This is a genomic window from Streptococcus mitis, assembly GCF_002096735.1.
GTDB classification, from domain to species: domain Bacteria; phylum Bacillota; class Bacilli; order Lactobacillales; family Streptococcaceae; genus Streptococcus; species Streptococcus mitis_CZ.
The window spans coordinates 93,453-116,870 of the sequence record NZ_NCVC01000013.1; the positions used below are offsets into that span (position 1 = coordinate 93,453).

23 protein-coding genes are annotated in these 23,418 nt (G+C 40.3%); 17 read left to right on the top strand and 6 right to left on the bottom strand.

The genetic code is table 11. The features are described from left to right. Positions 1 to 5: 5 nt before the first annotated feature. The 4 genes from B7703_RS03165 to ilvD all read left to right on the top strand — a co-directional run bounded on the left by B7703_RS03165 (position 6) and on the right by ilvD (position 5,076). Positions 6 to 1,352 carry a PTS ascorbate transporter subunit IIC gene (locus B7703_RS03165; RefSeq protein WP_000975289.1) on the top strand — a complete coding sequence of 449 codons (1,347 nt, stop codon included), beginning with the start codon at positions 6 to 8 and terminating at the stop codon, positions 1,350 to 1,352. Positions 1,353 to 1,355: 3 nt separating this feature from the next. Further along, a complete protein-coding gene (locus B7703_RS03170) occupies positions 1,356 to 2,213 on the top strand; it encodes a transketolase (protein WP_000603569.1) in 858 nt (285 codons plus the stop codon). Then, positions 2,210 to 3,142 (top strand): transketolase family protein, encoded by a 933-nt coding sequence (locus tag B7703_RS03175; RefSeq protein ID WP_000986407.1) that lies wholly within the window; start codon positions 2,210 to 2,212, stop codon positions 3,140 to 3,142. Before B7703_RS03170 ends, B7703_RS03175 begins: the two co-directional genes overlap by 4 nt. A 230-nt stretch (positions 3,143 to 3,372) precedes the next feature. Next, positions 3,373 to 5,076: a dihydroxy-acid dehydratase gene (gene ilvD / locus B7703_RS03180; RefSeq protein WP_000137346.1), complete on the top strand. Its 1,704-nt coding sequence runs from the start codon at positions 3,373 to 3,375 to the stop codon at positions 5,074 to 5,076. A gap of 60 nt (positions 5,077 to 5,136) precedes the next feature. Here ilvD and B7703_RS03185 read toward each other — a convergent pair whose 3' ends face one another. Further along, positions 5,137 to 5,478, bottom strand: coding sequence for a metal-sulfur cluster assembly factor (locus tag B7703_RS03185; protein ID WP_001204052.1), 342 nt, complete (start codon positions 5,476 to 5,478; stop codon positions 5,137 to 5,139). Positions 5,479 to 5,601: 123 nt separating this feature from the next. On the opposite strand from B7703_RS03185, the gene rgg reads away from it, so the two are divergent. From rgg to B7703_RS03250, 12 genes are all read left to right on the top strand, one after another. Beyond that, entirely contained in the window at positions 5,602 to 6,453 is an 852-nt protein-coding gene (gene rgg / locus B7703_RS03190; protein ID WP_084923594.1) for a quorum-sensing system transcriptional regulator Rgg, read from the top strand. A gap of 305 nt (positions 6,454 to 6,758) precedes the next feature. Continuing rightward, on the top strand, positions 6,759 to 8,006 hold the full coding sequence (locus tag B7703_RS03200; RefSeq protein ID WP_084923595.1) for an MFS transporter: 1,248 nt from the start codon (positions 6,759 to 6,761) through the stop codon (positions 8,004 to 8,006). Between the two features lie 77 nt (positions 8,007 to 8,083). Then, positions 8,084 to 9,364, top strand: coding sequence for a histidine--tRNA ligase (hisS, locus tag B7703_RS03205; RefSeq protein ID WP_084923597.1), 1,281 nt, complete (start codon positions 8,084 to 8,086; stop codon positions 9,362 to 9,364). Positions 9,365 to 9,507: 143 nt separating this feature from the next. Next, positions 9,508 to 9,711, top strand: a complete 204-nt coding sequence (locus B7703_RS09755; protein ID WP_141230461.1) for a helix-turn-helix transcriptional regulator — start codon at positions 9,508 to 9,510, stop codon at positions 9,709 to 9,711. After that, a complete protein-coding gene (locus B7703_RS03215) occupies positions 9,711 to 9,908 on the top strand; it encodes a hypothetical protein (protein ID WP_084923600.1) in 198 nt (65 codons plus the stop codon). The genes B7703_RS09755 and B7703_RS03215 overlap by 1 nt, the downstream gene beginning before the upstream one ends. Before the next feature lie 2 nt (positions 9,909 to 9,910). Further along, positions 9,911 to 10,651 (top strand): DUF3169 family protein, encoded by a 741-nt coding sequence (locus B7703_RS03220; protein ID WP_192851954.1) that lies wholly within the window; start codon positions 9,911 to 9,913, stop codon positions 10,649 to 10,651. Positions 10,652 to 10,661: 10 nt separating this feature from the next. Then, positions 10,662 to 11,486, top strand: a complete 825-nt coding sequence (locus B7703_RS03225; protein WP_084923603.1) for an ABC transporter ATP-binding protein — start codon at positions 10,662 to 10,664, stop codon at positions 11,484 to 11,486. Beyond that, complete coding sequence (locus B7703_RS03230; protein ID WP_045610929.1) at positions 11,479 to 12,177, top strand: ABC transporter permease; 699 nt, start codon at positions 11,479 to 11,481, stop codon at positions 12,175 to 12,177. Before B7703_RS03225 ends, B7703_RS03230 begins: the two co-directional genes overlap by 8 nt. Before the next feature lie 9 nt (positions 12,178 to 12,186). Next, positions 12,187 to 12,825 carry a CPBP family intramembrane glutamic endopeptidase gene (locus B7703_RS03235; RefSeq protein ID WP_084923604.1) on the top strand — a complete coding sequence of 213 codons (639 nt, stop codon included), beginning with the start codon at positions 12,187 to 12,189 and terminating at the stop codon, positions 12,823 to 12,825. 17 nt (positions 12,826 to 12,842) lie between these two features. Next, a complete protein-coding gene (locus tag B7703_RS03240) occupies positions 12,843 to 13,073 on the top strand; it encodes a hypothetical protein (RefSeq protein ID WP_000832184.1) in 231 nt (76 codons plus the stop codon). 154 nt (positions 13,074 to 13,227) lie between these two features. Continuing rightward, positions 13,228 to 14,991, top strand: coding sequence for an aspartate--tRNA ligase (gene aspS / locus B7703_RS03245; RefSeq protein ID WP_020903390.1), 1,764 nt, complete (start codon positions 13,228 to 13,230; stop codon positions 14,989 to 14,991). After that, entirely contained in the window at positions 14,969 to 15,910 is a 942-nt protein-coding gene (locus B7703_RS03250) for a YitT family protein (RefSeq protein WP_000806281.1), read from the top strand. Before aspS ends, B7703_RS03250 begins: the two co-directional genes overlap by 23 nt. Before the next feature lie 28 nt (positions 15,911 to 15,938). Here B7703_RS03250 and B7703_RS03255 read toward each other — a convergent pair whose 3' ends face one another. The 5 genes from B7703_RS03255 to B7703_RS03275 all read right to left on the bottom strand — a co-directional run bounded on the left by B7703_RS03255 (position 15,939) and on the right by B7703_RS03275 (position 21,399). After that, positions 15,939 to 16,925: a LacI family DNA-binding transcriptional regulator gene (locus B7703_RS03255; RefSeq protein WP_084923606.1), complete on the bottom strand. Its 987-nt coding sequence runs from the start codon at positions 16,923 to 16,925 to the stop codon at positions 15,939 to 15,941. 9 nt (positions 16,926 to 16,934) lie between these two features. After that, positions 16,935 to 17,735, bottom strand: coding sequence for a DUF1189 domain-containing protein (locus B7703_RS03260; protein ID WP_084923607.1), 801 nt, complete (start codon positions 17,733 to 17,735; stop codon positions 16,935 to 16,937). A gap of 145 nt (positions 17,736 to 17,880) precedes the next feature. Beyond that, a complete protein-coding gene (locus tag B7703_RS03265; RefSeq protein WP_033675775.1) occupies positions 17,881 to 18,723 on the bottom strand; it encodes a sugar ABC transporter permease in 843 nt (280 codons plus the stop codon). A gap of 1 nt (position 18,724) precedes the next feature. After that, positions 18,725 to 20,017, bottom strand: coding sequence for a carbohydrate ABC transporter permease (locus B7703_RS03270; protein ID WP_049500516.1), 1,293 nt, complete (start codon positions 20,015 to 20,017; stop codon positions 18,725 to 18,727). A 110-nt stretch (positions 20,018 to 20,127) separates the two neighbouring features. Continuing rightward, a complete protein-coding gene (locus B7703_RS03275) occupies positions 20,128 to 21,399 on the bottom strand; it encodes a maltodextrin ABC transporter substrate-binding protein (protein WP_000095474.1) in 1,272 nt (423 codons plus the stop codon). Positions 21,400 to 21,878: 479 nt separating this feature from the next. Here B7703_RS03275 and malQ point away from each other — a divergent pair, with 479 nt between their 5' ends. After that, positions 21,879 to 23,396 carry a 4-alpha-glucanotransferase gene (malQ, locus tag B7703_RS03280; protein WP_084923609.1) on the top strand — a complete coding sequence of 506 codons (1,518 nt, stop codon included), beginning with the start codon at positions 21,879 to 21,881 and terminating at the stop codon, positions 23,394 to 23,396. Positions 23,397 to 23,418: the final 22 nt, after the last annotated feature.

The following is a 23,418-nucleotide window of genomic DNA, read 5'->3' on the forward strand; positions in this document are numbered from 1 at the left end:
GCGTCATGATGAAGTTCATATTGGATATTGTTAGTACACCAGCTATTTTAGTAGCTTTAATTGCAATCTTAGGATTAGTTCTTCAGAAGAAGAAATTACCTGATATTATTAAAGGTGGAATTAAGACTTTTGTTGGTTTCTTAGTTGTATCTGGTGGTGCAGGAATTGTGCAAAATTCTTTGAATCCATTTGGTACCATGTTTGAACATGCTTTTCATTTATCTGGAGTTGTACCGAATAATGAAGCAATTGTAGCTGTAGCTTTAACAACATATGGCTCAGCTACTGCAATGATTATGTTTGCAGGTATGGTGTTCAATATCTTAATCGCTCGTTTTACTCGATTTAAATATATCTTTTTAACAGGGCACCACACTCTATATATGGCGTGTATGATTGCGGTCATTTTATCAGTTGCTGGCTTTACTAGTTTGCCTCTTATCTTACTAGGAGGATTAGCACTCGGTATTATTATGAGTATTTCTCCAGCATTTGTACAAAAATATATGGTTCAATTAACTGGAAATGACAAGGTAGCTTTAGGTCATTTCAGTTCTTTGGGATATTGGTTGAGTGGTTTCACTGGTAGCCTTATCGGTGACAAATCAAAATCAACAGAGGACATTAAATTCCCAAAGAGTTTAGCTTTTTTACGTGATAGTACTGTTAGTATTACTTTATCTATGGCAGTTATTTACATTATTGTAGCTATCTTTGCAGGGTCAGAATATATAGAAAAAGAAATCAGTAATGGTACAAGTGGTCTAGTTTATGCTTTACAATTAGCAGGTCAATTTGCAGCAGGTGTATTTGTTATTTTAGCAGGTGTTCGCCTTATTTTGGGTGAAATTGTTCCAGCCTTTAAAGGTATCTCAGAGCGTCTCGTACCTAATTCAAAACCTGCTTTGGATTGTCCGATTGTTTATACTTATGCACCTAATGCAGTCCTAATTGGATTTATCTCTAGTTTTGTTGGTGGTTTAGTAAGTATGGCAATTATGATTGCTTCAGGAACGGTTGTCATCTTACCAGGCGTTGTGCCTCATTTCTTCTGTGGAGCGACTGCAGGTGTCATCGGGAATGCATCTGGTGGTGTTCGTGGAGCCACTATTGGAGCATTTTTACAAGGTATTTTAATTAGTTTTCTTCCAGTCTTTTTAATGCCAGTTTTGGGAGGACTTGGTTTCCAAGGGTCAACTTTCTCAGATGCAGATTTTGGTCTATCAGGAATTATTTTAGGAATGTTGAATCAATTTGGCTCACAAGCAGGTATTGTTATTGGTCTTGTTCTTATTTTAGCAGTTATGTTTGGAGTATCCTTTATTAAAAAGCCATCTGCAAAGGAGGAATAAGGGATGATTTTAAGTGAAAATAGAGAAGATGAGTTAAGAAAATTTGCGACTAAAATCCGATTAAATACACTTAGAACATTGAATCATCTTGGATTCGGTCATTATGGAGGGAGTCTGTCTATAGTAGAAGTTTTAGCAGTGCTTTATGGTGAAATAATGCCGATGACTCCAGAAATATTTGCATCACGAGATAGAGATTATTTTGTTTTATCCAAGGGACATGCTGGACCGGCTTTATACAGCACACTCTATTTGAATGGTTTCTTTGACAAAGAATTCTTATATTCTTTAAATACAAATGGAACCAAATTACCGTCTCATCCTGATAGAAATCTAACGCCGGGCATAGATATGACAACTGGCTCTTTAGGACAGGGAATTAGTGTTGCAACCGGACTTGCATATGGTCAGAGAATAAGAAAAAGTCCCTTTTATACTTATGCTATTGTTGGAGATGGTGAGTTAAATGAGGGACAATGTTGGGAGGCTATACAGTTTGCTTCTCATCAACAGTTATCTAATTTAATTGTATTTGTAGACGATAACAAAAAACAATTAGATGGTTTTACAAAGGATATTTGTAATCCAGGTGATTTTGTAGAAAAATTCTCAGCATTTGGATTTGAATCCATTAGGGTCAATGGTTCAGATATTAGAGAAATTTATGAAGGGATTGTCCGATTAAAACAGTCAAATGATTCATCCCCTAAGTGTATTGTATTAGATACTACTAAAGGTCAAGGAGTTCGAGAGCTGGAAGAAATGAAATCCAATCATCATCTTCGCCCTACTGTAGAGGAGAGACAAATGTTAACTTCAGTTGTAGAAAGATTAAGTCAGGAATTGGAGGAAACAGAATGATGAGAAGTACGAAAGAATTACGACATGTGTATAGAGATTTCCTTCTAGAGGCTAACCAAAGTTATTCTGATATAGTAGTTTTAGAAGCAGATTTGTCAAGTTCTATGGCTACTAATAATCTTGAAAAGGACTTTAGAGACCGTTATGTGAATGTTGGAATCATGGAAGCAGAAATGGTCGGGCTTGCAGCAGGTTTATCTATTCAGGGGTTTAGACCTTATCTTCATACATTTGGCCCTTTTGCTTCACGAAGAGTATTTGATCAATTATTTATTTCTCTTGGATACGCACAATTGGATGCCACTGTGATTGGATCAGATGCAGGAGTAACTGCAGAAATGAATGGTGGGACACATATGCCATTTGAAGAAATTGGATTGTTACGTTTAATTCCTAAATCAATCATTTTCGAAGCAACTGATGATATCCAATTTCGTGAAATCTTGAACCAGACATTAGACTTAAAAGGACTAAAATATATTCGAACAATTAGAAAAGCTCCAGAGGCTGTATATCAAGGTGGAGAAGATTTTTCTAAAGGCTACATTGAGTTAAGACACGGTGAAGATGTTGTAATAGTTGCTTCTGGCATAATGGTTGCTCCAAGTATTCGAGTTGCGGATGAACTGTTTAAATTAGGTTATTCAGTAGGTGTGATAGATTTATTTAGAATCAAACCGATACCAGAACAGATAAAAACAATGTTAAGTGGAAAAACTATATTTACTGTAGAAAACCACAATCAGATAGGTGGAATTGGCAGTGCTTTATGTGAATTATTCTCTGATGATGGAATAACAAAAATTCATCGGATGGGTGTTCAAGAAAGATTCGGTCAAGTAGGGAAAATGGATTATCTTCTTAATGAATATGGTTTGAGTGAATCGAATATAAAAGAGAAAGTTCTAGAGTTTTATAATGCAAGATAGATGTTAAATACACTTATCTGAAAGAACTTCTGTAAAAATTACATTACGTTATTTAAAGCAAGCGGATTAAAAGCATATTCTGGTCATCAGAAAGTGCCCTGATCCGCTTTGTTGTTTTTAATTTAAAATGTTTATATGTATATAGAATTTTCTGAAAATTCAAGAATTTTCTTCTGTTCATTGCTTTTAAAATGTGCTATAATAGTAAAAACTGAAATGGGAGGGAACAAATGACTGAATTAGATAAACGTCATCGCAGTAGCATTTATGACAGTATGGTTAAATCACCAAACCGTGCCATGCTTCGTGCGACTGGTATGACAGATAAGGACTTTGAAACACCGATTGTGGGAGTGATTTCGACTTGGGCGGAAAATACACCATGTAACATCCACTTGCATGATTTTGGGAAATTGGCTAAAGAAGGTGTCAAATCTGCAGGTGCTTGGCCTGTACAATTTGGGACTATCACTGTAGCGGACGGGATTGCCATGGGGACGCCTGGTATGCGCTTCTCTTTGACATCTCGTGATATCATTGCGGACTCAATCGAGGCGGCTATGGGTGGTCACAACGTGGATGCCTTCGTCGCTATCGGTGGTTGTGACAAGAACATGCCTGGTTCTATGATTGCCATTGCTAATATGGATATCCCAGCTATTTTCGCCTATGGTGGAACTATTGCACCCGGAAATCTTGATGGCAAGGACATTGACTTGGTTTCTGTTTTTGAGGGTATTGGAAAATGGAACCACGGTGATATGACGGCTGAGGATGTGAAACGTCTTGAATGTAATGCCTGCCCTGGCCCTGGTGGCTGTGGTGGTATGTACACTGCTAATACTATGGCGACTGCTATTGAAGTTCTAGGTATGAGTTTGCCAGGATCTTCATCTCACCCAGCTGAATCAGCTGATAAGAAAGAAGATATCGAAGCAGCAGGACGTGCTGTTGTCAAGATGTTGGAGCTCGGTCTCAAGCCATCAGATATCTTGACTCGTGAAGCCTTTGAAGATGCTATCACTGTAACCATGGCTCTCGGTGGTTCTACAAATGCCACTCTTCACTTGCTTGCCATTGCCCATGCTGCCAATGTTGACTTGTCACTTGAGGACTTCAATACGATCCAAGAACGTGTGCCTCACTTGGCTGACTTGAAACCATCTGGTCAGTATGTCTTCCAAGATCTCTACGAAGTCGGTGGTGTGCCTGCGGTTATGAGATATCTCTTGGCAAATGGTTTCCTTCACGGAGATCGCATCACATGTACTGGTAAGACAGTTGCTGAGAACTTAGCTGACTTTGCAGATCTCACACCAGGTCAAAAAGTCATCATGCCACTTGAAAATCCAAAACGTGCGGACGGTCCGCTTATCATCTTGAACGGGAATCTTGCCCCTGACGGTGCGGTTGCCAAGGTATCAGGTGTTAAAGTGCGTCGTCACGTTGGACCAGCTAAGGTCTTTGACTCAGAAGAAGATGCGATTCAGGCTGTTTTGACAGATGAAATCGTTGATGGCGATGTAGTCGTTGTTCGTTTTGTTGGACCTAAGGGTGGTCCTGGTATGCCTGAGATGCTGTCACTTTCATCCATGATCGTTGGTAAAGGTCAAGGAGACAAGGTTGCCCTCTTGACGGATGGCCGTTTCTCTGGTGGTACTTATGGTCTGGTTGTTGGACATATCGCTCCTGAAGCTCAGGATGGTGGACCAATTGCCTACCTTCGTACAGGTGATATCGTTACGGTTGACCAAGATACCAAAGAAATTTCCATGGCCGTATCCGAAGAAGAACTTGAAAAACGCAAGGCAGAAACAACCTTGCCACCACTTTATAGCCGTGGTGTCCTCGGTAAATATGCCCATATTGTATCATCTGCTTCACGCGGAGCCGTGACAGACTTCTGGAATATGGACAAGTCAGGTAAAAAATAAACTTAAAAAGCAAGCCAATCTCGGCTTGCTTCTTTTCATCTTCAAAAGTAATTTGCCTGTTTAACGAGGTGGCAGTCCAAGGGCAATACGACCGTAGCGACTGATTCGTGTGATCTTCCAGGCAGGCGACCAGGTAACTTCAACCTTGACATCTTCAATACCCTCGATTTGTTTCAGACCTGCCACGATTTCGATAGGTAGGCTTTCGGCGCAATCACAGGCGGTGTCGGTGAAGGTCATGACAATCTTGCAGAGCCCAGTTTCATCCAGATTGATTTCATAAATCAGCCCTAGATTGTACACATCCAATTCCACATCTGTGTCAAAAACCTTCTCTAGTTTTTCGATAATTTGGTCTTGCAAGGCCAAAGCACGGTCATTGATTTTGATATCATCTCTCATTACAGTCCCTCCACGTGATAAATATCCTCTATTTTCTCATAATTCTGACAATTTGGCAAGTTTTTGATGAATTTTCTGAAAAATATGATAACATAAAGAAAATACTCGATTAAGGGGAAGGCTATGGAGCAGATTGGAAAAGTCTTTAGACAATTACGAGAGTCAAGAAATATCTCGCTGAGACAAGCGACTGGGGGACAATTTTCGCCGTCTATGTTGTCTCGCTTTGAAACAGGTCAGAGTGAACTTTCGGTAGAAAAGTTTCTATTTGCCCTAGAAAATATATCTGCCAGTGTAGAGGAAATCCTCTTTCTGGCGAGAGGTTTTCAGTATGATACAGATTCTGAGTTGAGAAAAGGAATCATAGATGTCTTGGATCCAAAGAATATAGCTCCGCTTGAGGACTTGTATCGCAGGGAGTGTCAAAAGCATGCCCATTCTCAAAACAAACAGAAACATATTCTAAATGCCATTATTATCAAGTCTTATATGAAGAGCATGGATGAAAGGGTGGAGTTAACAGCAGAGGAAGGGGAAGTTCTTCATGATTATTTGTTTTCTACCGAGATCTGGGGAATCTATGAACTCAATTTATTTTCAGTCAGTTCACCATTTCTATCTGTTTCCCTTTTCACTAGGTATGTTAGAGAGATGGTACGTAAATCTGATTTTCTAATGGAAATGTCTGGCAATCGAAACCTTTTTCACACTATACTATTGAATGGTTTTTTAGCCAGCATTGAGTGTGAAGAATTTACCAATGCCTCTTATTTTAAACGTGTTATCGAAGAGCATTTCTACAAGGAAAATGAGACCTATTTCCGAATTGTCTATTTGTGGGCGGAAGGTCTCCTTGATAGCAAGCAAGGCAGAGTCAAGGAAGGTCAGAAAAAGATGGAAGATGCTGTCCGTATTTTTGAGATGCTTGGCTGTAATAAATCTGCCGAATACTATAGAAAAACGACCGATTGTTGAATATCTGCAAACTAAGAAAATTATTTAAAATTTGAAGCGATAGAATTGTTGAGCTCTCTCGTGTCACTGGAGAAATTCTATCGTCTCTTTTTACTTATTTTTTTGTTGCATATATTCAAAAGTTTTTCCTCTAAAATTTCTAAGTGCTATACTATAGTCATACTTCACATAAAACTTATACTCTTCGAAAATCAAATTCAAACCACGTCAGCTTCACCTTGCCGTACTCAAGTACAGCCTGCGGCTAGCTTCCTAGTTTGCTCTTTGATTTTCATTGAGTATTTGAACAAGAAGGGAAATTATCTATGAAACTATTGTTTAGAAATCAAGCTTATCGACTCTTGACTTTGTCACGTTTCTTCAATGCTTTTGGTGCTTCAATTTTCAATCTGGTCTTTATCGTTTATGCATCGACCTTGCCACAAGCCTCTTTTGCGGTTGCTATGGCGAATATTGTCATGCTTCTTCCTACTCTCTTTACAGTTTTTGTAGGGATTCGGGCAGATTACACGAGAGACAAGGTCAAATGGATGGTCTATAGCGGTTTGTTTCAGGCGGTTTTATTTTTTCTAGCAGCCCTAGTTGTTCAGCAAGCTAGTCTCTTTGCCTTTTCTAGCTTGTGTTTGATCAATGTCATTAGTGATGTGATTAGTGATTTTGCAGGTGGCTTGCGCATGCCTCTTATTAAGGAGAAAGTAGCTGAAGATGATCTGATGGAAGCTTACTCTTTTTCCCAGTTCATCACCTATATTTCAGCTATTGGTGGTCAAGCTTTTGGAGTCTGGCTCTTAGGCCTATCGGTCAACAATTTTTCCCTTGTTGCGGGAATCAATGCCTGCTTTTTTCTAGTATCAGCCTCTATTCTCTTTTTAGGAAAAAGCAAATTGAGCCTGTCAATGTCATCTGCTGATCGTGAAAACCTAAAAAATGAGAAGCTTTTTATCAAAGACCAGTTCCTAACAATTTACCGAAATTTACGCCTCGTTTTTCTTAAAAGTGGACAGAAAAACTTTGGTTTTATGCTCTTTGCTGTCTTGCTTATCAATGCCTTGGGTGGCGCTTTGGGTGGAATTTATAATATCTTCTTTTTGAGTCATTCTCTCTTGAATTTTTCTTATACAGAGGCACTATTTATCAGTCAATTCTGTGCTTTAGTAGCAGTCATCATCAGTAGCCTTACGGGCAATGATTATTTTGGGAAGCAGTCCTTGCCTAGATTGATGATGTGGGCTACCGTAGGGCTCACTCTAATTGGTCTGGCTAACGTATTTAATCAAGTCGTGCTTGGTTTGCTATTTCTATTTTTAACTTTGTATGTGTCTGGTAAAGTTTCACCAAAGATTAGTGCCATGCTCATGAAAAATCTAGCTCCAGAGGTTTTAGCTCGTACCAGTAATTTTTTAGGTTTATTGTTTACCTTGTCCATACCTGTGGGAACAGCTTGTTTTTCACTTGTTGCCGTATGGAATATACAGTTGACTTGGATGCTATTTGTTGGTCTTTCCTTGCTGGCTATTCTTATGACAATCCTTAATCTTAAAAATGATATTTAAATCCTAATTTTTTTCTCACTGTTTTAATCCCTCTATTTATGGTAAAATAAGACTATTAAGTTTAAAGAGGATTCCCTATGAAATTACAAAAACCAAAAGGAACGCAGGATATTTTACCTGCTGAGTCTGCCAAGTGGCAGTACGTTGAGGGCTTTGCCCGTGAGATTTTCAAGCGCTACAACTATGCAGAAGTGCGCACGCCTATTTTTGAGCATTATGAGGTTATCAGTCGCTCTGTCGGAGATACAACGGATATCGTAACCAAGGAAATGTATGACTTCTATGACAAGGGTGACCGTCATATTACCCTCCGTCCAGAAGGAACTGCACCCGTTGTCCGTTCCTATGTGGAAAATAAACTCTTCGCCCCAGAAGTGCAAAAGCCAAGCAAGTTCTACTATATGGGACCTATGTTCCGTTATGAGCGTCCACAGGCAGGGCGTTTGCGCCAGTTCCACCAGATTGGTGTTGAGTGTTTTGGCTCTAGCAATCCAGCTACCGATGTGGAAACCATCGCGATGGCAGCCCATTTCTTGAAAGAAATTGGCATCCAAGGTGTCAAACTACACCTCAATACGCTTGGAAATCCTGAGAGCCGTGCGGCTTATCGTCAAGCCTTGATTGACTATTTGACACCGCTCAAGGAGACCTTGTCTAAGGATAGCCAGCGTCGCTTGGAGGAAAACCCTCTCCGTGTCTTGGACTCTAAGGAAAAAGAAGACAAGGTGGCAGTGGAGAATGCACCGTCTATCTTGGACTTCCTTGATGAAGAAAGCCAAGCTCATTTTGATGCGGTGCGTCAGATGTTGGAAAATCTTGGGGTAGACTATATCATTGATACCAATATGGTGCGTGGTCTGGACTACTACAACCACACCATTTTCGAGTTTATCACTGAGATCGAGGGCAATGACTTGACCGTCTGTGCGGGTGGTCGTTACGATGGTTTGGTTGCCTACTTTGGTGGTCCTGAAACTGCTGGCTTTGGTTTTGGACTTGGTGTAGAGCGCCTGCTTCTCATTCTTGAAAAGCAAGGTGTGGCCCTCCCTATCGAAAATGCCCTAGATATCTATATCGCAGTCTTGGGAGAAGGAGCAAATGTTAAGGCCTTGGAATTGGTACAGGCTCTTCGCCAACAAGGTTTCAAAGCAGAGCGTGATTACCTCAACCGTAAGCTCAAAGCTCAGTTCAAGTCAGCCGATGTCTTTGCGGCTAAGACCCTCATCACTCTAGGTGAGAGCGAAGTCGAAAGCGGACAAGTGACGGTCAAGAACAACCAAACACGAGAAGAAGTGGAAGTTGCGCTTGAGACAATCAGCCAAAACTTCTCAGAAATCTTTGAAAAACTAGGATTTTAATGATAGATAAACTGGTCAGGAACCTACTCCTGACCTTTTTCTTTTGCAAAATGACAAAAATCATAAACTTTTTGACAAATATGCTTGTCAAAAAGAAAAAGATGTGTTACAATGTAAGCAAGTTAAGAGAAAAGGAGAAAGGAATGCTTAAAAATCGTTTAAAAGAGCTTCGGGCTCGCGATGGTCTCAATCAAACCGACCTAGCCAAGCTAGCAGGGGTTTCCAGGCAGACCATTAGTCTATTAGAACGGGATGAATACACCCCATCCATTATCATTGCCTTGAAAATATCTCAAATTTTCAACGAAACAGTCGAATCGGTATTTCGCTTGGAGGAGAACGAGTGATGAATAAGTTTAAAGTGATTTATTATGTAGTGGTCACAGCTCTATTAGTCAGCGTGCTTCTATTGATTGGGATAGACTTAGGCTGGTTTAATCCATATCAAAGTAACCAATTTATTTGGGCCTACTTTGTCCTCATCCCAGTAATTGAATGGATTGAAAAGAAAGTAAACAATCTAGCAAGTGAAAAAGGAGAATGAAAATGAAAAAGAAAAATAAAGGTGGATTGTTATTTTTAATGTCTGTTGTCTTAGGAGGTTTCTTGGGCGGTTTTGTAGGGATGTTTAAGGCTGGTGCCGAATCCAACGGAATTATTTTAGATGTAAAAATCTTAATACCCTGGATATCAGCTATTTGTTTACTGATAGGTTTCATTAGCATTCTTTTGACGTTCAATTTCTTAAAGAAAAGCAGAACATTTCACTCCTTGTATCAAGAGGAAATGGATGATGATCTGAATGAAAGCTATTATGTGCAAATGTATCGAAATCTCGAGTTTGGAAGCATTGCTTTTAATATTGCAATCGTAGCGATTTTATTGGCTCTCTTCATTTCAGTAAGTGAAGAGATTGTACTAAATAGAAGCAATCTAACCTTATCTCTTTCTTTTTTGGCATTAGTGTTGGTTTTCAATGCTCAAAAATATCTTTTTAAGACCATTGCTATTGTTCGTCAGTTTGATTTGGCATTTTTCTCTACACCAAAGGATGTCATGGACTTTATCAATTCTTACGATGAAGGGGAGCGCCAGGCTAATTTGGAACAGAGTTTTCGGATTTTATTCCAATTAAATCAGTATGTCTTGCCAATCTTATATATTTTTCTTTTTATCATTTCTTTCTTGACAGGAAAGATTCAATTACTGTCCTTATTGCTTGTAGGAGCAATCCATGTTTATATCAATGTGATGCAGTTGCCTATGGTGAAACGTTATTTTAAATAAAGGAGTTTCTATGATTCGTGTTGAAAATGTAAGCAAAAGTTTTGGGAGCAAAAAAGCTCTTCACCAGATTTCTTTTGAGATTAAGGAGGGCGAAATCTTTGGTTTTCTTGGTCCTTCTGGCTCAGGTAAAACAACCATGATCAATGTCTTGACAGGTCAGTTGACTGCAGATCAAGGTAAAACAATTTTGTTAGGTAAGAATTCTCAAGATTTAACCTCAAATGATTTGGAACAAATTGGTATTGTTAGTGATGGCAGTGGTTTTTATGAAAAGATGAGTCTTTATAAAAATCTTCTCATCTATGCTAAGTTATATGGCCTCAAGGCAGATAGAGTAGTTCAGGTGCTTCAACAGGTTGGATTGGCAGATGCTAAAGATATTATTGCAGAAAAGTTATCTACTGGAATGAAACAACGAATGTTCTTGGCTCGTGCCCTTCTGAATGCTCCTAAGATTCTCTTTCTAGATGAGCCAACCAGTGGTTTAGACCCTACAACATCTAAGATGGTTCATACCCTACTTCAAGAATTAAAGCAGGCGGGGACAACTATCTTTCTGACCACGCATGATATGAATGAAGCAACTCTGCTTTGTGATCGCTTATCTCTTTTGAATAAGGGGAACTTAATAGAGTATGGAAGTCCGCAAGATATTATCCAGAAGTACCATGTGGATAAGAAAGTACGTGTGGTTTATAACGACGGACGAGAACAGATAGTTCCATTTGATGAATTACCACATTTAGACACGACAGATTTGATGGTGGTTCACTCTTGTGAGCCAACTTTAGAAGAAATCTTTATCAGATTGACAGGAGAAAAGTTAGATGTTTAGAAAATTAAATGCCCTACTATGGTTAAGAGTGCAAGTTCTTATCAGCAATTCAACTTTGTTGGCGACTCTATTGATGCCTTTTGGAATAGCTGTTCTATATAATGAATTCTTCAATAAGAATGGAGAATTGAGTATGTTTCTCCTCTCTTCGAGTTTGACGATGGTCTTGAGTATGGGAAGTGGTTATATGGTATCGATTATGATGGCAGAAGATAAGGAAAAGCGCAATCTTAAATCACTCATCCTAAGTGGTGTGACAGCAACAGAATATACTTTCAGTATGCTTGTTCTCCCTATTTTGATAATGTTATTTGCTATGATTGTACTGCCCATCTATCTTAAAGTAGATCTATCAAGTTACTTATTGGCCTATGTTATCTATTTAATCCTAGCAACTATTAGTATTATTTTTCTCAACCTTTTAATCGGTGCAGTGTCAGATACTCAATCTAAAGCGCAAGTCTATAGTATCTTTCCTATGTTAATCGTCTCTTTTTTACCTATAATTGCTCTTCAAAATGATACGCTTCAGAAAGTGTTGGATTACTCTTTTATTGGTCCAATTGTAAATCTTTTAAATAAAAAAGGTGGGGAAATATCTTTTTCTAATATCGGTATGTTACTTGCCTGGGTACTTGTGTTAGGAATAGCAAACCTCTTTGTATTGAAAAACAGCTATAAAGCAAGATAGGAGTTATCAATGAAATTACTTAAAAATCTTGGCTGGTTTCTTCTAGCCCTTCTATCCTTTTTCTTTGGTTATGGCTTTATTCAGGGGCTCGCGACTACGTCGCTTGCCTTAGGCGCGTCACCTTATGCTGTTACCTTACTTTATGTGGCCTTGGCTGGAGTTTATGTGTACGGCATTTATAAATGGTACCAGAAAGGCCCTGTCCATATTGAGAAGAGTGGCTTTAATCGATTTATTTGGCTCCCTGCCTTGGTTTGGTTCTTATCTCTTGTCGTTCAATTCTTCCTGCCAAATGATCCTTCAGTAAATCAACAAACAGCGATAGACTTGACCTTGTCTCAACCCCTTTTCTCATTCTTTGCGGTCGTTATTTTTGCTCCTTTGACGGAAGAGCTTATCTTTAGAGGGATGTTAGCACGCTACCTCTTTCCTAAGCAGGACAAGAGCAAACAGGTTCTGTTTCTTTTGGTATCTAGTGTTCTGTTTGCCTTGATTCATTTCCCAGGTGATGTGCAACAATTTTTAGTCTATACTAGTCTTGGTTTTAGTTTGGGATTGGCCTATATTAGCAGAAAAGGTCTGGTCTACAGTATTTCTCTCCACGCTTTGAATAATTTAGTCGGCTTTTTGATGATTCTCATGCTATAATAGAGTCAGGAGGTCACATGAAACGAGTAATTTTATTAGCAGTGATTCAGGCAGTCGTTCTATTTTTCATCATTGGAGCGCTAGCTTATGCCTTTAAGGGCGATTTCTTCTACAACTATCTAGCAGTAGTCTTTGCCCCTATTGCAGGTGTTTTGCGCTTTGGGACAGCTTACACAACAGAAATTGTCTTGCCTCGAAAGGCAGCCGAAATTGCTGAAAAGCGTAAAGCAGGCAAAAATTCAAAATAAAAGAGTCCGGTGAACTTCATCGGATTTTTGTATTGGCGTTAATTTTTAGAGTCTTCACTTGATTTTTAAAGTCAGGCAAACTTTTCTGATGATTTTCATGAAGAGCCTGCGCTTTTATGGTAAAATAGTAACAGAATAAAAGAGGAGAGAAACAATGAAACGTAGTATGTATGCTGGTCGTGTTCGTGAGGAACACATCGGACAAGAAATAACCTTGAAAGGATGGGTTGGCCGTCGTCGTGACCTTGGTGGTTTGATCTTTATCGATCTTCGTGACCGTGAAGGAATTATGCAGTTGGTTATCAACCCTGAAAAAGTATCTGCAGAGGTCATGGCAACAGCTGAAAGCCTTCGTAGCGAATTTGTTATCGAGGTGACTGGACAGGTCGCTGCGCGTGAGCAAGCCAATGATAAGTTGCCAACTGGTGCAGTCGAGCTAAACGTGACAGCTCTGACAGTACTGAATACAGCTAAAACAACCCCATTTGAGATTAAGGATGGCATTGAGGCCAATGACGATACACGTTTGCGTTACCGTTACCTTGACCTTCGTCGTCCAGAAATGTTGGAAAATCTTAAACTTCGTGCCAAGGTGACCCACTCTATCCGCAACTACTTGGATGAGTTGGAGTTTATTGACGTGGAGACACCATTCCTTTCTAAGTCAACTCCTGAAGGGGCGCGTGACTACTTGGTGCCGTCTCGTGTTAATAAAGGGCATTTTTACGCGCTTCCTCAAAGTCCACAAATCACGAAACAGCTCTTGATGAATGCTGGTTTTGACCGTTACTATCAAATCGTTAAATGTTTCCGTGACGAGGACTTGCGTGGTGACCGCCAGCCTGAGTTTACCCAGGTTGACTTGGAAACGTCTTTCCTTACTGAACAAGAAATCCAAGATATCACAGAAGGTTTGATTGCGCGCGTGATGAAAGAAACTAAAGGCATCGAAGTGACGCTTCCATTTCCTCGTATGAAATATGATGATGCTATGGCTCTTTACGGTTCTGACAAGCCAGATACCCGTTTTGACATGTTGCTTCAGGACCTGACAGCAGTAGTCAAAGGTGTAGACTTTAAAGTCTTTTCAGAAGCACCTGCTGTAAAAGCAATTGTGGTCAAAGGAGCTGCGGACAACTATTCACGTAAAGACATCGACAAGATGACCGAAGTAGCCAAACAGTATGGTGCCAAAGGTCTTGCTTGGGTCAAGGTGGTTGATGGAGAATTAAACGGACCAGTTGCCAAGTTCTTGACTAGCATCCAAGCAGAATTGACAACAGCGCTTGCTCTTGAAGATAAGGACTTGGTTCTCTTTGTGGCGGATACGCTTGAAGTGGCTAATGCAACGCTTGGTGCCCTTCGTGGACGTATTGCCAAAGAGCTTGGTTTGATTGATAATGATAAATTCAACTTCCTTTGGGTTGTTGACTGGCCAATGTTTGAATGGTCTGAAGAAGAAGGTCGTTACATGAGCGCCCACCATCCATTTACTCTACCACAGGAAGAGACTGCTCACGAATTAGAAGGTGATTTGGCGAAGGTTCGTGCCATTGCTTACGATATTGTCTTGAACGGTTATGAACTTGGTGGTGGTAGTCTTCGTATCAACCAAAAAGACCTTCAAGAACGTATGTTCAAGGCTCTTGGTTTCTCAGCCGAAGAAGCAAATGACCAGTTTGGTTTCCTTCTTGAAGCCATGGACTATGGTTTCCCACCACACGGTGGCTTGGCTATCGGGCTTGACCGATTTGTCATGCTCTTAGCAGGAGAAGAAAATATTCGTGAAGTTATTGCCTTCCCTAAGAACAATAAGGCAAGTGACCCAATGACACAAGCTCCTTCAACAGTAGCTCTCAAACAACTAGAGGAACTCAGCTTACAAGTAGAAGAAGATGAAACAAGCAAAACGAATTAAGCGGTGGCGCTATTATCTGCGCCGCTTTGCTCATCAGATAAAAATTTTACGTGTCTTACAAAGCATCTCTCGCGAAAAATATGATGAGAAGATTTCGGCCTCTCTGGTCTATGGATTTTTATCAGCAGTAGCGGTCAATTTCTTTTTCCAACCAGGTCATGTGTATTCGAGTGGTGCGACAGGTCTGGCACAGATTATCTCTGCCTTGAGTAATCACTGGTTTGGTTTTCATATCCCGATTTCGCTAACCTTTTACGCCATTAATTTTCCTTTGATGGTCTTGGCTTGGTATCAGATTGGGCATAAGTTCACCGTCTTTACCTTCATCACGGTATCCATGAGTTCCTTCTTTATCCAGTTTGTGCCTGTGGCGACCTTGACGGAGGATCCCATTATCAATGCCCTTTTTGGGGGTGTTGTCATGGGCTTGGGGATTGGTTTTGCTCTTCGCAATAATATCTCCAGTGGTGGGACGGATATTGTCAGTCTGACCATTCGCAAGAAAACGGGGAGGAATGTCGGTAGTATTTCTTTCTTGGTAAATGGGACTATCATGCTGATAGCGGGTTTGACCTTTGGTTGGAAATACGCTCTTTACTCTATGATTACCATCTTTGTCTCTAGCCGGGTGACAGACGCGGTCTTTACCAAGCAAAAACGCATGCAGGCTATGATTGTGACCAATCATCCAGTGAAGGTTATTGAAAAAATCCATAAAAAATTGCACCGCGGAGCAACCATGATCCACGATGCAGAAGGAACCTATAATCACGAAAGAAAGGCAGTTTTAATCACTGTCATTACACGTGCAGAGTTTAATGAATTTAAACAGATTATGAAACAGGTGGACCCAGGTGCCTTTGTCTCTGTATCTGAGAATGTTCATATTTTGGGACGATTCGTTGAAACAGAAAATTAGTAACTAAAAAACCAGCGCGAGCTGGTTTTTATTTTTCGATAATTTTGTGGGCAATCAACTGACGGTAACAAATTTGTTTATTGCTTTTAGCATCGTTGATAATCTGGAGGATGGTTTCAAGGGAAACACGACCAAGTTCTAGGCTATTGATATCAACATAGGCTGCCAAGTTGAGCTTGGGATTGACCGAGTCAAAGCTGAGAACAGGGACATCCAGTTGGTGCTTAGCGATATAATCACAGACCCCTTCAGCTAGGAGGCTATCGATTGTGATGATAGCATCGATTTGTGGGTCATGCTGAAAGAGAAGTTGACTAAATTGATATCCTTTTTCTTCTAGAAATTCATTTGCAAAGTAGGTCAGATTGTCATCAAGAGGCAGTTTGTATTGCTTGAGCGCGGATTCGTAACCAGTTAGACGGTCTTGTGTAACGAAGAGTTTCTTAGAACCTCCGATAAAGGCAATTCGTTTGCAGCCTTTTTTGATAAAATATTCGGTTGCATCAAAACCAGCTTGGACATTGTCATTATCTACAAGAGGGATAAAGGGTGAAATGGATTTGCCTAGGATGAGGAAGGGGAACTGCTCATCAGCGACCAGCTTGACCAAGGGATCCTCCTCTTCGGCATAAAGGAAGATCAAACCATCTACACGTTTGCCGTAAACCATCTGTGAGATCGCTTTAAGGCGCTCTTTTTCATCTTTACCTGTTGCAATCTGAATGGCATAGTGGTTTTCAGATGCGACTTGGGCGATACCACGGAGGACAGATGGGAAGAAAGGATTTTGATAGAAGGCGTCTGAGTCGTCAGGAAGGACCAAGCCGATCACTTGGGTATAACTGCTTACCAAGCTACGAGCGTTGAGGTTGGGGTGGTAATTGAGCTCCTTCATAGCCTTACGAACACGTTTTTTTGTTTCGTCGCTAATGGTTGATTTGTTTTGAATAACACGGGTTACGGTTGAAGGCGAAACACCAGCAGCCTTGGCCACGTCTTTAATCGTAACGGGCATAAAAATCTCCTATTTATGGTAATCTAGATCACGGAAATGCGTTTTATAAAAGATAGTGACCAGATACAGAACAAAAAGAATATTTTGTACAGTAATGAGAGTTGTCATATTTTGGCCAAATAAGCCCAAAATAAGCGTAATCAGAGTAGGTAATCCTAAACAGTTCAAGATAAAATGGTAGCACTCTTTAAAGGTCCTAAATGAAAAGAGGCGTGATTTCTTAGTGATATAAAGGAGAAGACTCGCTCCTAGAGAGACAATAAAGAAATTCAAACCAAAGAGGAAGCTCGCACCGAGAACTAGGAAGAGACTGATATAGACACGATTTTGCTGATACCAGTCTTTAGAAATGGCTTGGGTCAAGCTGTCTTTACTTTTGAAACTCTCAGTCTCAATCGCTCGGTAAGAGATACGGGTCAGCTCTTTACTTTCCTTGCTGATGACGAGCTCATTCGTATCGAAATGCAGTTGCAAGTCTTTAGGTAATTCCTTGCTTTGACTTGGACCGATCACAATAGAAGGCGCTTGACTAGCTGTTCCAGTATAAGTTAATTTGCCATCAACAATTGTAGCGTGTTCAGAGAGATCCTGTACAACCTTATCTGTCAATGGTTCATAGACATTATCGATAAAGGTTTCTAGCGGATAAGTCTCCTGCGAGCTGTTTTGGATGGCAATGGGTACCATAGATAAGCTGATAAGGAAGATACTGGTAAAGAGAAGCTGAAACCAGTTGAGTCCGAAACGTTTGGACAGGGGCTTACGAAATCCCCAAATACTTGAAAAATAGGAAAATGGATATGGAGTCATTTGTATCTTTCTAAAAGGTGTTTTCTATATGAGTATTATTATATAGAGAAATGTGCTTTATTTCAAGTCTAGGAGATAAATTGCTTGCTACAAGGATAGCTTTATAGTCACAAGCTCCAAAATGAAAAAGGGTGGCGGGGATATATTATCCCTTGTCGCCACCACTTGTAAGTCCTGAAACAAAGTTCTTTTGTAGGAAGAAGAAGAGAATACAGATTGGAAGGGCAATGAGGATAGCACCTGCTGAGAAGTAGGCAATCTTCAAGTTTTTCACATTGCTAACGAAGGTTTGGAGACCTACGGCAACAGTAAAGTATTCTTTCTCACGAAGCAAGAAACTAGAAAGGATATAGTCTCCAAAAGGTCCCATGAAGGCCCAGAGAGCTTGTACGGCAACCATTGGGCGAACAAGTGGAAGAACAATTTGCCAGAAGCGGCGGAAGTGTCCTGCACCGTCTAGTTTTGCAGATTCGTCTAGAGACATTGGCACTGTATCGAAGTAGCCTTTCATGAGCCAAGCATTCATCGGGATACCACCACCAACGTAGAGGAAGATGAGGAACCAGCTGTGGTTAAGGGCGTTCAACATAAGTGCCATAACGAAGAAGGCTGTCAAAGCGGCCATGGTTGGCACCATTTGGATAATCAAGAAGAAGACCAAACTTTGTTTACGAGCCAAGAAGTTGTAACGGCTGTAGGCATAACCAGCAAGTACGATGATGCTTGTTTGAACCGCCATGGTAATCAAGGCGATGATCAAGGTATTGAGATACCAAGTACCATATAGAGTTTCAGTAAAGAGTCCTTTAAAGTTATCAAAATTGAAGTCGATGTTAGTATCTAGTTTAAAGGCTGCGACGTTACCTGCTTTAAAGGCTGACATGATAGTAATCAACAGTGGATAGATAATCACGATCGATAGGCCAATTAAGTAGAGGTAAGTAAGGGTTTGAGTCAGTCTACGTTTGAGTTTAATTGAGTTATTCATCTTAGACGTCCTCCATATCAAATGCGTGTAGTTTCTTGAATGCGATCATAGAGATTGAGATGACAATGATAGAGATAATCAAGGTAACAGCTGCCGCCATTGAGTATTGAGGAGATGTACCTGTTGTCAAACGGTAGATCCATGAGATCAAGATATCGGTTGAACCAGCTCCACCTCCGACACTACCAGGTCCTCCACCATTGAAGAGGTACATGATAGAGAAGTTGTTAAAGTTGAAGGTGTATTGACTAATCAAAGTAGGTGCCGCAACAGCCAAGATCATTGGGAAAGTGATGTTGCGGAATTTTTGCCAAGCATTGGCACCGTCAATATAAGCTGCTTCGTAAAGGTCGTTAGGAATAGATTGTAAGATACCCAAGGTCAAAACGTAGATGTATGGGAATCCAAGCCAACCCTGCATCATAATCAAGGCAATCTTAGTCCAAGTTGGGTCTGTTTTCCAAGGAATAAGAGCACCATCAAGGAAAGGAAGGAATTTAGCTAAGATTGGCAATACTTGAGTGTTGATGGCTCCGACACTATCGTTAAACATATTTGAGAATGTCAAGATAGTGATGAAGGCTGGAACAGCCCAAGGAAGAAGGAAAATAACACCAAAGATACGTTTTCCTTTGATAAATGGTTGGTTAGCAATGATAGCTGTGAAGATACCGATGACGATCTGTAAAGTTGAGGCAGCCAAAGCCCAGATGATAGTCCAAGAAAGAACGGCACCAAAGGCAGAACGGAAGGTACTCAAACTCCAGATGTTCGTAAAGTTGGTCAAACCAACCCAGTCCAACAATTTGTTTGGTGGCAAGTGTTGGAAGTCGTAGTTGGTAAAGGCGATCATCAAGGTTACGATAACTGGGAAGATGATCGCAAAAGTCATGGCAACATAAGATGGAATGATCAAGAGGTAAGGGAAGCCATTTTCATAGATTCCTTTGACCATTTCTTTAAAGGTAAGTGCTACTGGTATGCCATTGTTAATGTGTTTGGCAGTTGTATGTGCATCTTTGATATTTGCGAAATAAAAGAGTACATAAACAACTACAAAGATTAAATGGAAGGCACCACGAATCAGCATAAAGAGGGAATTGTCACGACCTGGTTTGTCACCAAGAGTGATGAGATTACTCAATTCAGGGGCTGCAAGTGCTAGGAAGTAGAGGAGAAATACAAGGGTTACACCAAGGAAGATAAAACCTTTTGCTTTTTGTTTATTGTAAATCTGTCCTAACCCAGGAATGATAGACAGCAGGGCTGCTTTACTAGGTTGTTGCTTTTCCATAATAACTCCTTTCATAGGATACTAGTTTCTAGTTAAAACCTAAACTATATATGTTTTTGATTGATAAATTCAAAGGGGGATTTGAATTCCACCCCCCTTGAACAAATTTTTTATTCACCAAATTTTTGTTTGATTGTTTCTTTGATCAATGTTACAGCGTCGTTAGCAGCTGTTTTCGCATCTTTCTTACCACTTACAGCATCAAAGAGCATATTTTTCGCTGGATCCCAAACTGCAGACATTTGAGAGATGTTTGGCATTGGTTGAGCGTTCTTGAACTGTTTGATAACAGCTGTTGTCAACTCATCGTTTTTACCTTCAGCGTATGAACGAGCCTCAGTGTTAGCTGGGATTTCGTTAGTCTTATCGTATAATACTTTTTGTTGTTCAGTTGAAACAAGGAAGTCTACAAATTTTTGAGAAGCTTCAAGGTTCTTAGTGGCTTGAGGGATGACCCAAGCTTTACCACCACCAAATGCAGCATATTCTTTTCCGTTTGGAAGAGTTGGGATAGTCGCAACACCGTAGTTTACTTTAGCATCTTTGAAGGCTTGGGCTTTCCAAGGTCCGTCGATGATAGCAGCTGTTTTACCTTCTTGGAAATGAGTTTGGATTAAGTTGCCAGCACCTTCCGTATCTTGCATACCTTTAGGCCATTTTTCATACCAAGATTTAGCGTATTCTATACCTTTGATAGCGCCGTCGTTGGCAAGACCGATATCTTTAGCGTCCTTACCGTTTTGACCGAATACGTAAGCGCCGTTACCAGCAAGAAGTCCGTATGCATAGTAGAAGTTTGTCCAGTCAGCTAGGAAAGCAGAAGTTTTTCCATCTTCACCAGCGAAGGCATATTTGCTATCTTTAGCAAGGTTTTCTAAGTCAGCAAAAGTTTTTGGAGCTTCTTTTATCAAGTCTTTATTGTAGTACATAACAAGTGACTCGATAACGGCAGGAGCACCGTAAACTTTACCATTAGCAGCTGTTACAAGAGATTTAGTTGTGTCGTCTGTTTTAGCACCATCGCTCAATTTCACTTCTGAAAGTTGTCCGTCAGAACCAAGGCTACCTACACGGTCGTATGGAGCCATCATAACATCAGGGACATTACCAGATTGGTTGTCAAGAGAAAGTTTATCAAGACCTCCTAGAGCATCACCAGTTTTAAGAGTGACTTTTACTCCAGTTTCTTTTTCATAAGCTTTAGCAACCTCTTCAATATAGCTCTTATATCCCTCGTCTACATATACAGTGAGTTCTTTCGCTTCAGATGAACCAGAATCAGCAGGCTTATCAGCAGTTTTGCTTCCGCAAGCTACCAAAAGCAAGCTAGCAAGTGTAACAGTTCCAAGCACAGCAGCGCTCTTCATGAATTTAGATGACATAATGTATTCCTCCTAAAGAATAACAAATTTTATAATGAGGAAACGCAAACGTTTTCCTTTATGGGACTAGTATAGCACAATCGGAAAGCGGTTGCAAGTGTTTTTTGTAAAAATTTTTTAAAAAATTGTGAAAAAAAGTAAACGCTTCATCGTCATATAATAGTAGAAAATCCCAAAAATCCGTTTTGTTTTAAATTTAAAAAAAGTTGAGAAAACGATTGCCTAATTTACAAATGGAAAGCAGGGAGGATTCTCGCTTTATTTTTTCTTAATGAGATAAGTGAAACCCTTATTCCTATTTTGTTTGCTTTCTGAAAGTATATATATACGGGTAAGAAGAAAAACTTTTTAAAAAATAATCAAAAAAGTTTTTTAAAACCGCTTGCATTTATCAAAAAAATGCGATATACTGATAGTAACGCAAACGTTTGCGTTCGTAAAAATGTAATATCTAACTATAAACACATGAGGTGCTTATTATGAAAAAACGTCAAAGTGGTGTGTTGATGCACATTTCTTCTCTTCCAGGGGCATACGGAATCGGATCATTTGGTAAAAGTGCTTACGACTTCGTTGATTTTTTGGTTCGCACAAAACAACGTTACTGGCAAATCCTTCCATTAGGAACAACTAGTTACGGAGACTCTCCTTACCAATCTTTCTCAGCCTTCGCGGGGAACACTCATTTTATCGATTTAGATATCTTGATAGAACAAGGCTTGTTGCAAGCAAGTGACCTTGAAGAGGTTGACTTTGGTAGCGATGCGTCTGAAGTTGATTATGCGAAAATCTACTATGCACGTCGTCCTCTTTTAGAAAAAGCGGTAAAACGTTTCTTGGAAGTAGGAGATGTTAAAGATTTTGAGAAATTTGCTCAAGACAACCAATCATGGCTTGAACTCTTTGCAGAGTATATGGCTATTAAAGAGAATTTTGACAATCTTGCTTGGACTGAATGGCCAGATGCAGATGTTCGTGCTCGTAAAGCTTCAGCACTTGAAAGCTACCGTGAGCAATTGGCAGACAAGTTGGTTTACCACCGTGTGACTCAATACTTCTTCTTCCAACAATGGTTGAAATTGAAAGCCTACGCTAACGACAACCACATCGAAATCGTTGGGGACATGCCAATCTACGTAGCGGAAGATTCAAGCGATATGTGGGCAAATCCACATCTCTTCAAGACAGATGTCAACGGTAAGGCAACTTGCATCGCAGGATGCCCACCAGATGAGTTTTCTGCAACTGGTCAGCTTTGGGGTAACCCAATCTATGACTGGGAAGCAATGGACAAAGATGGCTACAAATGGTGGATTGAACGCTTGCGTGAAAGCTTCAAAATCTACGATATCGTTCGTATCGACCACTTCCGTGGTTTCGAATCTTACTGGGAAATCCCTGCTGGTTCCGATACAGCAGCACCTGGTGAGTGGGTCAAAGGTCCTGGCTACAAGCTCTTTGCAGCCGTTAAGGAAGAACTTGGTGAGTTAAATATCATCGCTGAAGATCTTGGATTCATGACTGATGAAGTTATCGAGTTGCGTGAACGTACTGGCTTCCCAGGAATGAAGATTCTTCAATTTGCCTTCAACCCAGAAGACGAAAGCATCGATAGCCCACACTTGGCACCTGCTAACTCAGTTATGTACACAGGAACACACGATAACAATACGGTCCTTGGTTGGTACCGTAACGAGATCGATGATGCGACTCGTGAGTACATGGCTCGCTATACTAACCGTAAAGAATACGAAACAGTGCCACACGCTATGCTTCGTACAGTCTTTTCATCAGTTAGCTTCATGGCAATTGCAACTATGCAAGATTTGTTAGAATTGGATGAGACAGCTCGTATGAACTTCCCATCTACCCTTGGTGGAAACTGGTCTTGGCGTATGACTGAAGATCAATTGACACCAGCTGTCGAGGAAGGCTTGCTTGACTTGACAACAATCTATCGCCGAATCAATGAAAATTTGGTAGAGTTAAAGAAATAATACAATATCAGGAGACACCTTA